Here is a 13235-nt window from a genome sequence, read left to right on the forward strand (position 1 = left end):
AGCCGAAGCATGAGAAAGCGGAAAATCCGCAAACCCTCATCCGTGGAAGCAATGCAGGGATTGCTGTTTCGCGGGGAAAGTTGTCGCCTGCAATGTGGCGTAATCCATCAAGTCTGAGGGTTTCGGCGCCCGGTTTGCCGTGATAGGTTTTCGGTGGGAGGGTTCAGCATGTTGCCGAATGACGCCATACTTTCTCCTGAGGATTTGAAACGACTCCAGAACGTCTACGACCGTTATGTCGATGTTCCAAACATCGATCCGGTCGAGTTGGCGACGACGCTTATCGGGCTTTTCCAGAACGGCGCCGACAGCGAAACCGACCTCGTTTCGGGGATTGAGGCCAGGTTGGCCGGCACCCGATTGCACACGCCCGGCGCGGGAGGCTCCTTTTCCTGAGCCTTCGTTCCCGGCCAAGGGGAACGGTTTTGCCACCGCGCCTTGTCAAGCGGATGACCGGTCGCATCTCCTGAAATCCCCTTCCGTCGAAGCCTTGCGCGCACGGTCCCTGCACACATGGCCGCGATTGCGCAGCACCCCTGCCCACTCGGCGGGGCGAATGCCGTTTCCGCCTCTCCTTTTCCGCGACGTGAGATGTCCGATGCGATCCGGAGGACCGTTCGTTGCGTAGATAGGCATGCAGCGACTGATGTGGCTGAACCGGTTCCTGGAGGGTGGCAAGTCGTGGCTCGGAGAGAACAGAACGCTCAAAAGCTCGCCTGGATCGTTGGCGCAAGTTCCGGCATCGGCCGGGCCCTTGCGCTTGAACTGTCGCGGACCGGTTATCGCGTCGCTGCGTCTGCCCGGCGTTCCGAAGAATTGGAAGAGCTTGCGCGCCGGTCGGAAGGTGCGATCCGGAGCTTCCCGCTCGATATCCGCAATCGCCAGGCCGTGCATGAGACGGTTGCCTCGATCGAAGAGGCGATGGGGCCGATTGCGCTTGCCGTATTCGTCGCCGGCACATATGTGCGGGATACACCCAGCCGGTACGACAGCGAGACTTTCCGCCGCCTGATAGATTTGAATCTGGTCGGAACCAGTCATTGCCTGGAAGCCGCCATCGAGGTCATGGTCGCAAGAGGTTCCGGCAGGATTGCGCTTGTCGGCTCCGTTTCGGGATATGCCGGATTGCCGGGTGGTGCCTTTTACGGCGCAACGAAATCCGCGCTGATGACGCTCGCGGAAGGAATGTATCCGGAATTGCGGCAAAGGGGTGTGGACATCCGTGTCGTCAATCCCGGCTTCGTCCGGACACCGCTGACCGACGTCAACGACTTTCCCATGCCGTTCATCATCTCGGCGGAGGAGGCTGCGAAGCGGATCGTCAGCGGGCTGAAAGCCGGCAGGTTCGAAATCGCCTTTCCCCGGCGCATGGTTCTTCTGCTCAAGCTGCTTCGGATTTTGCCCTATCCGCTTTTCTTCGCCGTGACGGGCAGGATGCTTCGAAAGACTTGAGCCTTTCAGCGCCCCAATGTGAACTGCACGACATCGAGCCTGCCCGTTCGAAAACCTGCGGCGCAGTAATTCAGATAGTAGTGCCACATTCGCCGGAAGCGTTCATCGAAGCCGAGCGGCTGGATGCGTGGCCAGTGGGTGTCGAAGGCGCGATCCCAGGCGAGCAGCGTCCGTTCGTAGTCGCCACCAAAACGCAGCCGGTCCTCGACGGTCAGACCTGCCTGCCGGGCGCAACGCTCGAAAGCGGTAACGGATGGCAGCATTCCCCCCGGGAAAATGAAGGTCTGGATGAAGTCCGCATTGCGGCGATAGCGGTCGAAACGCGCCTCATCGATGGTGATGACCTGCACCATGGCCTTCCCGCCATCCGCAAGAAGGTCGCGAATGCGACGGAAATAGACCGGCCAGTTCTCTTCGCCCACGGCCTCGAACATCTCGATGGAAACAATCTTTGAAAACCGTCCCTGGACGTCGCGATAGTCCTCGAGGCGAATGTCGGCATTTCCGCCAAGTCCCGCAAGGGCCAGGCGCCGGCGCGAGAATTCGGCCTGCTCCCTCGAGAGCGTCAATCCTGTCACCCGGCAGCCGGTTTGACGGATGGCCTGTTCTGCGAAGCCGCCCCAGCCGCAGCCGATTTCCAGGACGTGGTCGGTCGGTGAGATCTCGAGCGCGTCGATGATCCGACGGTATTTTGCAACCTGCGCCTCCTCCAGCGTCTGGTTCTCCGACGAAAAAAGCGCGGAGGAATAGGTCATCGTCGGGTCGAGCCATAACGCATAGAAGTCGTTGCCGAGGTCGTAGTGGAAAGCGATGTTCCGTCGGCTGCCGGCGCGGGTATTGGCCCTCAGCGCGTGGCGGAAGCGCGCAAACCAGCGGCTAAGGACGCTCGGTGACAATATTTCGCTTAACCGGTCTTCATTGACGATTGCCAATTCGAGCAGCGCCGCCACATCGGGACTTTCCCAGCCGCCGTCCAGATAGGCTTGCGAGAAGCCGAGGCTGCCGCCGGCGATCAGCTTCCAGACCGGCCGCGCATTGTTGAGCCGCATGGTCGCCGCCGGGCCCGGCTCCGGGCCCGATGTGTGAAACTCGTCACCATCCGGAAAGACGATTGTCAGCCTTCCGCGGGAGATGCGGTTCGCCCAGCCACGGATCATACGTTGCCAGAGCGCCTGGCTGCGACCCGGCATCAGCCGCGTGGTGCCGTCTGCGTGACTCATATTCGCTCTCCCCCCGTGCGGGTGTCGGGTTTGACGATGGTGCGTGCTACGCGCTCGTCCGACCGGCGATGACGGTGAACGGGTATGCCCTTCAGCCAGAGTTTGAAGGCTTCCCAGTGGATTGCCGCCGTCACCTTCAAGGTCATGAGAGGGTAGGTCGCGAAGGCTCTCAGAAGCATTCCATCCGTGAGAGGCGCACGCCTGCCGGCGAAGGAGGCGTGCAGCAAGGCGCCTTCGCTGTCGTATTCGTTGATCGAGACGAGCACGGTCTCATCGGGCGGCATGATGCGGAACCGATAGCGGCAATTCATCGGCACGAATGGCGAGACATACATCTGCTTGGCGCAGTCATGGCGGACCGAGCCGTCATTGCCTGCACGGCCTTCACACACCGGGATCACATAGGTATGCCGCTCATGGAACGTGTTGCATACCTCGTAGAGAATGGCCTGCAACGTGCCGTCGGACGAGCGGCAGAAATAGACGGTGAGCGGGTTGAAGACATATCCCAGTATCCTGGGATAACAGAGCACCGCAATTCGAATGCCGCTGGCTGTTATTCCTGCCTGACGAAGATTTTCCTCGATCCAGCGTCGAAGGCCGCCGGTGTCGCCAAGGCCGTGGTCGGCATCGTGAAAACTGAAGACGGCGCGCCTGTTATAGCCGAACAGCCTGAGGCTCCGGCCGAGCGTTTCGATCTCGTCGAGATCGATCAGCAGCGAAAACACCCGGTAGCGGAGGCTGTGCTCCGCAGGCCGGTGGCGAGAGTGCACGACTGAACCGAAGAAGAGCGCGGATGCCTGGTTCATTCCGCCGCCATCCGCTGCTCGTCGAGGAATATGCGACCCGATTCATCCTCCACCGTCCAGGGCCTGCGCGCGCCGCCAAGCTGTTCGGCGACGGCAAGGCCGGATTGCAGGCCATCTTCATGGAAACCGCTGCCGAAATGCGCGCCGCAGAACCATGTGTGACGACGGCCCTGCAATTGCCAGAGTTGCTTCTGCGCGGCGATGGCCTTGGCGTCGAAAAGAGGGTGCGTGTAGCCTATCGTATGGTGGAATTTTTCCTCCTCGATCTCTTTCGGGGGATTGAGCGTCAGAAAGAGCGGCAGGCGTGGGTCGAGGTTTTGAAGGCGGTTCATCCAGTAGGTCACGCTCAATGCCCTGCTCTCGTCGCGACCGGTCCCTGAAAGGTAATTCCAGCTTGCCCAGACCGACCTGCGTCTCGGCATCAGGCCGGGATCGGAATGAAGAACGGCGATATTCTGCGTGTAGTCGAATGCACCGAGAATGCGACGTTCCCGTTCATCGGCGTCCGACAACATCGCGAGCGCCTGATCGGCATGCGTGGCGATCACGACATGGTTGAAGCGGTCCGATTGTCCGTCGGCACACACCACCGTCGCGCCGAGATCGTCGCGACGCACGTCGGCGACCGGCGAGCCGAGGCGTATCTCGCCGCGAAAATCATCCAGCATGCGCTTCACATATTCGCGGCTTCCGCCCCGGACCGTCCGCCATTTCGGCCGATCCTTCAGAAGCAGGAGGCCGTGATTGACGAAGAAGCGCAGAAAGGCCTCGAGCGGATATGCCCGCATGTCGCTGGCCTTCGTCGACCAGATCGCGGCCCCCATGGGCAAAAGATGGTCTTCGACGAAGCGCCGGCTGTAGTTTTCCCGTTCCAGAAATTCGCCGAGCGTCATGCCGCCGGTTTCCGGGCGGTCGAGCATAAGGGGCGCCTCCCGGTAGAAGCGCAGGATATCCTTCACCATCGACCAGAAGCGCGGGCGCAGCACGTTGATCCTCTTGCCGAGCAGCCCCGAGATTCCCGATCCGGAATATTCGAAGGAGCCGTTATCGAGAGACGCGGAAAAGGACATGTCCGACTCTTGCGTCGGCACATCGAGTTCCCGGAAGAGGGCGGCAAGATTGGGGTAGTTCCGTTCGTTGTAGACAATAAAGCCGGTGTCCACCGCAACGGTTCCATCGGGGCCCGCGACCTCGACGGTGTTCGAATGTCCGCCGGGGCGGGCCTCCCGATCGTAGAGGGTAACATCTGCGGTGCGCGAAAGAAGCCATGCCGCGGAAAGTCCGGAGATGCCGGAGCCGATCACGGCAATCTTCCTGCGGCTGTCGAATGGCCCTTGTTTGGCGTGACTGCTCATGACAACGCTTCCGTCTCTCTGGTTTTCGACAGGTATTACGTGATGAGGACGCAGTCGGATTGGTGGAGTGCGAATTTTTCGAGACGACGTGATCCATGCTCGAACGTGCGGCGTAGAGGGGAACATGACGATACTCGTTCCGCCGACTTTCGACCGTTGTCATTTTGGACAGACCGCCCCTGGCGGGAAAATCGCGCGGAGGGGTGGCGAAACCGCGGCGAGGAAGGCGCGCACGACGGTTATGAATGAAAGTCCGCAAGACATGTCGAGCCTTGTCGAGGCCGTCGCGCGCGACCGCGATGTGGCGGCCTTCGAGATACTGTTTCGCCATTTCGGGCCCAGGGTGAAGACCTACATGATGAGGAAGATCAGGGACAGGCAATTGGCCGAGGAATTGATGCAGGAAGCGATGATGTCGGTCTGGAACAAGGCCGCCCTGTTCGATCCGGAAAAAGGCGCGGTTTCCGCCTGGATCTTTACGATAGCGCGCAATCTGGTGATTTCCGCCTTCCGCAAGCAGAACCGGCCCGAATTCGATCCTGACGATCCCGCCTTTGTCCCGGTCGCCATCGAGCCCGCCGATGTCGAGTTGCAGAACCGGCAGGAGGCAGACAGGCTTCTTGCGGCGATGGGGCGCCTGCCGCCCGAACAGCTTGAACTCGTGCAGCGCTCCTTCTTCGGCGAGGTGCCGCACGCCACACTTGCACAAGAGTACGGCCTGCCTCTCGGAACGGTGAAATCCCGCATCCGCATGGCGGTCGCCAAACTCCGGAAGAGCCTGGGAGAACGGTCATGACCGTCCGCCATCATTTGAGCGACAGATTGCTCGCGGCCTATGCGACCGGCGAACTGGCCGAGGGCTGGAGCCTGGCCGTTGCGACGCATCTCGCACTTTGCCCCGAATGCCGTTCAAGACTTCGCCGTTTCGAGGCCGCCGCGGGAGAAATGCTGGACGAACTTCAGGGGGATCGGGCCGACATGGAAGATTCCTGGGCGCAGGTGCGCGAGCGCTTGACGAACACGGACGTGCTCCCGAGGCCGGTCATATCCCGACCCACCGAGCGCCTGGACGGCGCCGTCCTTCCCGCGCCGCTGCGCTCATACCTTGGCGGAGATGCGCATGAACTCAGATGGAAGCCCCTCGGACGCGGCGCTCATCACGTTCTGATCCCGACGCTGGACGACGAAACGACCGCGCGCCTGTTGCGCATCCCCGCCGGCAAGCCGGTGCCGGAGCACAGCCATGGCGGGCGTGAACTGACGCTCGTGCTTTCCGGAAGCTTTAGCGACCGCACCGGTCGTTTCGGGCGCGGCGACATCGAGGAGGCAGACGAAATGCTCGAACACCAGCCGGTTGCCGGGGTGGAAGAGGATTGCATCTGTCTTGCCGTCACGGATGCGCCGCTCCGTTTCAAGAGCCGGTTCTTGCGCCTTATCCAGCCTGTTCTCGGGATCTAGGGACACCTTGTCATGCGTACCTATCTGATTGCCTATCTCTCGTCAGCGATTGTGCTGTTCGGTCTCGATTATGTTTGGCTGAGCCGCGTCGCCGGCGCCTTTTATCGCTCGCAGATCGGCGACATCCTGCGTGATCGTCCGAACATGACGGCGGCCGCGCTGTTTTATCTCTTTTACATCGTCGGTATCGTCTATTTCGCCGTCATGCCCGGCTTGAACAAGGCAAGCATGGCCACTGCGCTCGCCAACGGCGCGCTTCTCGGCCTGATCGCCTACGGTACCTACGACATGACCAATCTGGCCACGTTGAAAAACTGGTCCCTGCAGATCAGCCTTGTCGACATGGCGTGGGGCGCGGCGCTGACCTCGGTTGCTGCCGGTGCCGGCTATGCGGCGGTCGCGCTTCTCAAGGCATGACGGATAAGGAATGACCGGGGAGACGCTCCCCGGCCGGATCGTCGTTTCTCAGGCAGGCCGCAAAATGCGGAGGGGCTGCGCTTCGTCGCAATCGACGAACGAGAGCGGCGGCATGCGCGTCCGAAAAAACGACATGCCGCCCTTTCTGCGTCAGCCGAACAGAGCCAGGCTGCTCTTCAGCGTGACCCAGACACCCCAGAGCAGCGGAATGCCGACAACCAGCCAGGCAAGCGCGGCCTTGCCGTCGAGGCCGCCCTTGCCGATGCCGAACGAGCCCGTCGGGCCGGCCGAGGCCGCGGCGGATTTGGCCTGCAGGGAAGCGACTTCCTCGTCCGACATGAACCATTTGTCCGAAAGGGGGCGGACGAAAAGGTTGGCGACGAGACCGAGGGCCAGCATGCCGGCGAGGATATACATGGTGCCGGAATAAAGGGCCGGCCCCGGCGCGACGCCCGCCGCGACCTGTGCTTCGCGGATGTAGTTCACCACGACCGGGCCGACGATGCCGGCGGTTGCCCAGGCCGTCAGCAGACGTCCATGGATCGCGCCGACGAACTGTGTGCCGAAGATATCGGCGAGATAGGCCGGGATCGTCGCGAAGCCGCCGCCATACATCGACAGGATGATGGCGAATGCGAGCACGAACAGCGCCTTGTTGCCCATGTCGGCCAGCGTCGGTGCGGTCGCATAGAGCAGGATGCCGAGGATGAAGAAGGTGAAGTAGGTATTCTTGCGGCCGATCTTGTCGGAAAGCGACGCCCAGAAGAACCGGCCGCCGATGTTGAACAGCGAAAGCAGGCCGGTGAAGCCGGCGGCGATTGCCGCGATCTGGGTTTTCTGCGCCGCATCGAGTTGGGAGAAGGTGAGGTCCGGAAGCCCGATCAGCGAGCCGGCAAAGATTTCCTGCAGCATGGGGGAGGCCATGCCGATCACGCCGATGCCTGCCGACACATTCAGGCAGAGCACGGCCCAGATCAGCCAGAACTGCGGCGTCTTGTGCGCATCGCGCAGGTGCACATGGCGGGTCGTAATCATGGCCTTGCCGGTGGCGGCGGGCGTCCAGCCATCCGGCCGCCATCCGGCGGGCGGGATACGGTAGCCGAAGGCGCCGCCCATCATGAAGACGAAGTAGACGGCGGCCATGACGACGAAGGTCTGCAGCACGCCGACGGAGGTGTCCGTCTTGAAGGTGTTCATCAGCAGGTTTGCGAGCGGAGCGCCGATCATCGCGCCGCCGCCGAAGCCCATGATGGCCATGCCGGTCGCCATGCCGCGACGGTCGGGAAACCACTTAATCAGCGTGGACACGGGGGAGATGTAGCCGAGCCCGAGCCCGATGCCGCCGATCACGCCGGCGCCGAGCCACATCAGCCAGAGCTGGTGGAACATGACGCCGAGCGCGGCGATCAGGATGCCGCCGCACCAGCAGCAGGCCGAGACGAAACCGGCCTTGCGCGGGCCGACGCGCTCCAGCCAGCCGCCCCATATGGCCGCGGAACAGCCGAGAAGAACGAAGAAGAGCGTGTAGATCCAGCCGAGATCGGCAACGCGCCAGTTGCACTCCGTGGTGAACAGCGCGCCGGCAAGCGTCAGGGAAGAGCAACTGTCCGGCGTGCTGCCGAGCGCCTTGGTGAGCGGCAGCCAGAAGACGGAGAAGCCATAGGCCATGCCGATGCAGAGATGGATGGCGAGCGCGGCCGGCGGCACGAGCCAGCGGTTAAAGCCGGGTTTGGCGATGATCCGTTCGCGATCGAGCAGCCCAGCGCCTTGATAGCCGCCCGAAAGTTGTTCCGTGGTCACAGACATTCGAATTTTCCTCCCTCTTGTCGATGCCGCGCCCGGCCGAAAAAGCTTCCGGCTCGCAGGCAATTGATAAACAGCAAGCGCCGTGCCAGCCGGCGATTCCTTTGTTATCAAGGAGTTAAGGGTAGGGCGGGTTGTTTTTCGGGGACAAAATGTCCTTCGCCTGGACAAAATGTCCGGACAATCAGTCCGCTTCGGGTAGCCAGAGTAAGAAGGTCGTTCCCGCGCCGACGGTGCTTTCGACGGACAATGCGCCGCCCTGGCGGTCGATCAGCGTCTGGCTGATCGACAGGCCGAGGCCCGTTCCCTCGCTGCGTTTCGTCGTGAAGAACGGGTCGAAGATGCGTTCTATGAGATCGGGCGCCATGCCGATGCCCGTGTCGGAAACCTCGATCGTCACGCCGGGCCTGCTGTCGCGCTGCTCATCGCGGCTGGCGAGGCGCAGAGTGCCGCCGTTCGGCATCGCATGGATCGCGTTGACGATGAGGTTGACGAGCACCTGCTGCAGCTCCGTTCGGTTCATCAAGAGGAGCCGTGTCGCGGTGTCCTCGCGCTCGACCCGGATATCCGCCTTGTTGAGCAGATACTGGACGAGCGGCAGGCAATCGGAGATGACTTCGGCGGCGGCGTGGCGTTCCAGGAAGCCGGCATATTCCTCCGGCCTCGCGAATTGCAGCAGCTTGTTGACGATCAACGTCATGCGGTGGATCTGTTCGTCGATCAGCCGAAGTTCGGTTGCGACTTCCGTCGCCCGGTCGTCCAGCACGCTGCGAACGACTTCGAGATTGCCCTGCATCACCGCAATCGGGTTGTTCATTTCATGCGCCACCCCGGCGGTGATTTCCCCGATTGCCGCAAGCTTCTCCGACATGATGAGCTGTTTGGTGGTCGCCTCGAGCTGCTGGTTGGCGAGTTCCAGCTCCCGCGTGCGCTCGGCGACGCGATCGTTGAGTTCGTCGTTCCAGGCCCGCAACTCGCGATCCCGGTCCTGGAGCTGATCGAGCAGATGGTCGAGATGGGCCGATACGACGCCGATCTCGTCGCGCGGGTTTTCAAGTCGGGTGCGTGCGCCGAGATCGCCGGACTCCACGGCGGCGATGGTGCCGGTCATGCGCTCCAGCGGTTTGAAAATCGAACGGGCCCAGCGAAGGAATATCGGCACGCTTGCTGCCGTGACCAGCAGAAAGGCGATGGCGATGCCGATGATGGTTTCCATCTTGGCGCGCGAGAACGGCGCTTCGAGGAAGCCGACATAGAGCATCCCGACACGATTGCCGAAACTGTCCCTCACCGGCTCGTAGGCCGAGACGTACCAGTCGTTCACCACGAAAGCGCTGTCGAGCCAGACCCGCCCCTCATCGAGGACCGCGGAACGAACGGCGGCGGAAACGCGCGTCCCGAGCGCGCGCTTGTCCTCGAACAGGCGCACATTGGTGCTGATACGCACGTCGTCCAGGAACAGCGTGGCCGTGCCCTGGCTGCCTTCCGGCAGGCTCGCCTTTCGGTAGACCAGATCGTTGATCGTGTCGATGAATTCGAGATTCTGGTTCAGCAGGATACCGCCGACAATGGCCGCGCCTTTCAGGCCCGGCACGTTTACCGGGCTTGCGGAATGCACCACCATGCCCCGCGTTTCCGCGGTGCGGTCCGTCGGGACGGCGTTGGGTGTCGGCACGAGATCGAGACTGGCCCTCTTCGCCAGCGCAGGTGAGATCGCCGCAAGCTCCTCGTGTGAAAGAATATCGATCGCCGTGCTTGGCCTGCCGCCGAAGGCCGAGGCCATCACCGGCCAGTCGGTGCGGATCGCAGTCGAGGAGGGGGTATCGACGGAACCGATGATGCGGCCATCCGGCTCCACCAGAAAAAGGAAATCCAGCTTCAGCCTTTCGCGGCTTTCGCGCAGATAGTTCGCGAGCGAGCCCGTCTCGCGGGAGGAGGATGCGGCGTCGCGAAGGGCAACCGATTCCGAAAGCGCGTTCAGATGCTCGCCCGTGTTTTCAAGGATGCGCAGGAGATACTGGTGGGCGATGGTGAGGTCGCCGTTCACCTTCGAGATCAGCAGGGCGTCGAACTTGCCTTCCCAGCGCGCCATGGTGGCCACGAGCAGCAGCGGCAGGATGACCAGCGTCGGCAGAAGGGCGATGGCAAGAAGCCGGACGCGGATGGAAACGCCCCGGCTGGCGACCTTGTCGGATGCGTGCTCAGCCATTCCAGGCCACAAGCTTGCGATCGATGGTCTTTCGTGAAATCCCGAGCAGGCGGGCTGCCGCGTCCCGGTCGCCGCCCGTTTCGGCGAGCACCGAAAGGATGTGCCGCCGCTCGACGGCTTCCAGCGTATCCTGCGCCGCCTCGGCGCGTGGCGAAACGGGTCCGTGGAAATCCTTGGGGAAGCTGCCGAGGATCAGCGTGCGCTCGATGAGATTGCGCAGTTCGCGCACATTGCCCGGCCAGCCATAGGCCTTCAGCGCCGCCTTCACCGTCGCGTCGATCGGCACCGGCGGCATTCCGAGTTGCTGCGAGAGCTTGCGCATGAAGAGTTCGGCAAGTTCCAGCACATCGTCCGCGCGCTCGCGCAGCGGAGGCAGCGGCAGCTGCATGACATTGATGCGATAGTAGAGATCGGCGCGGAACGCCCCCTGCTGCACCAGCTTTTCCAGATTGGCATTGGTGGCGAAGACGAAGCGCAGATCGATCGGCACTTCGCGTTCGGCGCCAACCGGTCTGACACGCCGGTCCTCGATCACTCGCAACAGCTTGGACTGGATCGGCAGGGGCATTTCGCCGATCTCGTCGAGAAACAGCGTGCCGCCCTGCGCATGCAGGAAGAGACCGTCACGCCGGCTTTCGGCGCCGGTGAAGGCGCCGCGGATATGGCCAAACAGTTCGGACTCGATCACATCGGGCGGAATGGCCGCGCAGTTCACCGGCACGAACGGTTTCGCGGCCCGGTCGGAAAGCGCATGCAGCGAGCGCGCCGCCACCTCCTTGCCGGTGCCGGACTCGCCCGTCAGCAGGACGGTCGTCGGCAGCGGCGCAACGCGCGCGATGGCCTCTCGCACATGCTGCACGGCGGCCGAGCCGCCGATGAGCTTGTCCCGCAGCAGGATATGGTCGGCGGAGGCCTTCAGCTCGTAACGCAGCACGAAATTCTCCCGCTGCAGGCGCATGCGGTCGAGGCAGCGGGCAACCGCATTCAGGATCTGGTTGGACCGGAAGGGTTTCAGCACGAAGTCGACGGCGCCGGCGCGCAGGGCGCGTATCGCGGTTTCGAGGTCGGCATAGGCCGTCATCAGGATCGCATCGGCGAAAAAGCCGATGCCGCGCTGCTCGTTCAGCCAGTCGACGCCGTTCTTGCCGGGCATGATGTTGTCGAGGATGACGACGTCGAAATGGTTCTGGTCGAGCTTGCGGGAGGCTTCCTCGGTATTGGCGGCCTCCTCAATCAGCTTGCATCGCGGCTCCAGCGTGCGCACGAGAAAATTGCGCATGCCGGGTTCGTCGTCGACGATCAGGATCGAGGCCTGCGCGAGCCACGGGCCGAATTCCGGATCCCTCTGGCTGGCCAAAACTCTCCGTCCCGGTTCGATCCTCACCGCGTCGCGTCCCCCCTCGTTCAACATCGAACCATTCATAACAGAGCCGGCCCGAAACGCCAAAACGGAGCGATGCGGCCGTTCGGGCGTCCCCAGGATGCCTCAAACGCCTCATCGTCGGCGCGGCCCTCAATGCGGACGGAGAGCTCAGCCGCCGTCGAGCTGCACATTTGAAAGCTGCAGCCAGGGCGGGTTGTCGGCGTACATTTCGCGAATGAGCTGCTTGATCTCCTCGATCCTGCCTTTCGCATCGTCGCGCCGGAAACTCATGATGATCGGCGACGTCGCCTTCTCGTCCTTTATCATCCGGTAACAGACGTCGTCGGGCCGTTGCCTTTGCGATGCCGCGGGAATGATGCACGAACTCACCCCGGCCGCCACGATGCCGAGCGCCGTCTGTATTTCCCTGACCTCTTCCACATTGCCGGGGGAAATCCCCTGCTCGGTCAGCATGTTGAGGATCTCGTCGGCGAAGCTGGGGCGCGGCGTCGACGGGTAGACGATGAGGGGTTCTCCCTCGAGTTCGGCAAGCGCGATCGGCTCGGAGGACAGCGATTTCGGATGGCCCTTGGGGAAAGCGACGACCAGCCGCTCCTCGCGCAACGTCAATCTCTCGATTTCCCTGTCGTTGAAGCGAACCCTGCCGAAGCCGACATCGATCCGCCGCTCCTTGAGGGCGGTGATCTGCTCGGTCGACATCAGTTCCCGGATTTCGATGTCGAGGTCCGGCCAGCGCCGGCGCATGCGGCGGACGAGATCCGGGATACCGCCGTAAAGGGTGGAGCCGACGCAGCCGATGACGTAGCGCTCCCGTTTCGACATGCCGATCTTGCGGGTCTGTTCGCGCATGTGTTCGGTCCGGGCGAGGATCTGGCCGGCCTGTTCATAGAAGAAACGTCCGGCCTCCGTCAGGTCGAGAGGACGGCTCGACCGGTCGATCAGCAGGACGCCCAGTTCCTCTTCCAGTTGCTGGATCTGCCGGCTGAGGGGCGGCTGGGCGATATGCAGGACTTCCGCGGCGCGCGAGAAGTTCCGTTCACGCGCCACGGCGAGGAAATAGCGCAGCTGCCTTAGCTCCATCGTCATACCTTTCAGGTATAAAATCCAACCTTTATAGTTTTGGACCGA

General features: G+C 62.5%; 12 protein-coding genes. 5 read left to right on the plus strand and 7 right to left on the minus strand.

Features of this window, described 5'->3' with window-relative positions; translation table 11 throughout:
* The first annotated feature begins 168 nt into the window (after positions 1 to 168).
* Positions 169 to 396: a hypothetical protein gene (locus ACLBKR_RS21005; RefSeq protein WP_414901881.1), complete on the plus strand. Its 228-nt coding sequence runs from the start codon at positions 169 to 171 to the stop codon at positions 394 to 396.
* Between the two features lie 285 nt (positions 397 to 681).
* Positions 682 to 1452: an SDR family NAD(P)-dependent oxidoreductase gene (locus ACLBKR_RS21010; RefSeq protein WP_414901883.1), complete on the plus strand. Its 771-nt coding sequence runs from the start codon at positions 682 to 684 to the stop codon at positions 1450 to 1452.
* A 5-nt stretch (positions 1453 to 1457) separates the two neighbouring features.
* Here ACLBKR_RS21010 and ACLBKR_RS21015 read toward each other — a convergent pair whose 3' ends face one another.
* From ACLBKR_RS21015 to ACLBKR_RS21025, 3 genes are read right to left on the minus strand one after another with little or no spacing between them, the layout of a single operon-like run.
* Complete coding sequence (locus ACLBKR_RS21015) at positions 1458 to 2672, minus strand: class I SAM-dependent methyltransferase (RefSeq protein ID WP_414901885.1); 1215 nt, start codon at positions 2670 to 2672, stop codon at positions 1458 to 1460.
* The gene (locus tag ACLBKR_RS21020; protein ID WP_113487025.1) at positions 2669 to 3481 is read right to left on the minus strand and encodes a DUF1365 family protein; all 813 of its coding nucleotides are present in this window, start codon (positions 3479 to 3481) and stop codon (positions 2669 to 2671) included. Before ACLBKR_RS21020 ends, ACLBKR_RS21015 begins: the two co-directional genes overlap by 4 nt.
* The gene (locus tag ACLBKR_RS21025; protein ID WP_113487023.1) at positions 3478 to 4836 is read right to left on the minus strand and encodes an NAD(P)/FAD-dependent oxidoreductase; all 1359 of its coding nucleotides are present in this window, start codon (positions 4834 to 4836) and stop codon (positions 3478 to 3480) included. Before ACLBKR_RS21025 ends, ACLBKR_RS21020 begins: the two co-directional genes overlap by 4 nt.
* Positions 4837 to 5098: 262 nt before the next feature.
* On the opposite strand from ACLBKR_RS21025, the gene ACLBKR_RS21030 reads away from it, so the two are divergent.
* The 3 genes from ACLBKR_RS21030 to ACLBKR_RS21040 are packed head-to-tail and all read left to right on the plus strand — an operon-like array spanning position 5099 to position 6711.
* Entirely contained in the window at positions 5099 to 5632 is a 534-nt protein-coding gene (locus tag ACLBKR_RS21030; RefSeq protein WP_113442588.1) for a sigma-70 family RNA polymerase sigma factor, read from the plus strand.
* Positions 5629 to 6294, plus strand: a complete 666-nt coding sequence (locus tag ACLBKR_RS21035) for a ChrR family anti-sigma-E factor (RefSeq protein WP_113487021.1) — start codon at positions 5629 to 5631, stop codon at positions 6292 to 6294. The genes ACLBKR_RS21030 and ACLBKR_RS21035 overlap by 4 nt, the downstream gene beginning before the upstream one ends.
* 12 nt (positions 6295 to 6306) lie before the next feature.
* Positions 6307 to 6711: a DUF2177 family protein gene (locus ACLBKR_RS21040; protein WP_113466229.1), complete on the plus strand. Its 405-nt coding sequence runs from the start codon at positions 6307 to 6309 to the stop codon at positions 6709 to 6711.
* Positions 6712 to 6861: 150 nt separating this feature from the next.
* On the opposite strand, the gene ACLBKR_RS21045 is transcribed toward ACLBKR_RS21040, so the two are convergent.
* The 4 genes from ACLBKR_RS21045 to ACLBKR_RS21060 form a co-directional block, all read right to left on the minus strand.
* The gene (locus ACLBKR_RS21045; RefSeq protein ID WP_112827089.1) at positions 6862 to 8517 is read right to left on the minus strand and encodes an OFA family MFS transporter; all 1656 of its coding nucleotides are present in this window, start codon (positions 8515 to 8517) and stop codon (positions 6862 to 6864) included.
* 181 nt (positions 8518 to 8698) lie between these two features.
* Positions 8699 to 10723 (minus strand): cache domain-containing protein, encoded by a 2025-nt coding sequence (locus ACLBKR_RS21050; RefSeq protein WP_113426352.1) that lies wholly within the window; start codon positions 10721 to 10723, stop codon positions 8699 to 8701.
* Positions 10716 to 12080: a sigma-54-dependent transcriptional regulator gene (locus ACLBKR_RS21055; RefSeq protein WP_414901890.1), complete on the minus strand. Its 1365-nt coding sequence runs from the start codon at positions 12078 to 12080 to the stop codon at positions 10716 to 10718. The genes ACLBKR_RS21050 and ACLBKR_RS21055 overlap by 8 nt, the downstream gene beginning before the upstream one ends.
* A 174-nt stretch (positions 12081 to 12254) precedes the next feature.
* Complete coding sequence (locus ACLBKR_RS21060) at positions 12255 to 13187, minus strand: LysR family transcriptional regulator (protein ID WP_113487109.1); 933 nt, start codon at positions 13185 to 13187, stop codon at positions 12255 to 12257.
* Between the last annotated feature and the right edge of the window lie 48 nt (positions 13188 to 13235).

This window comes from Paenirhizobium cremeum (assembly GCF_047553425.1).
Lineage (GTDB): Bacteria > Pseudomonadota > Alphaproteobacteria > Rhizobiales > Rhizobiaceae > Allorhizobium > Allorhizobium cremeum.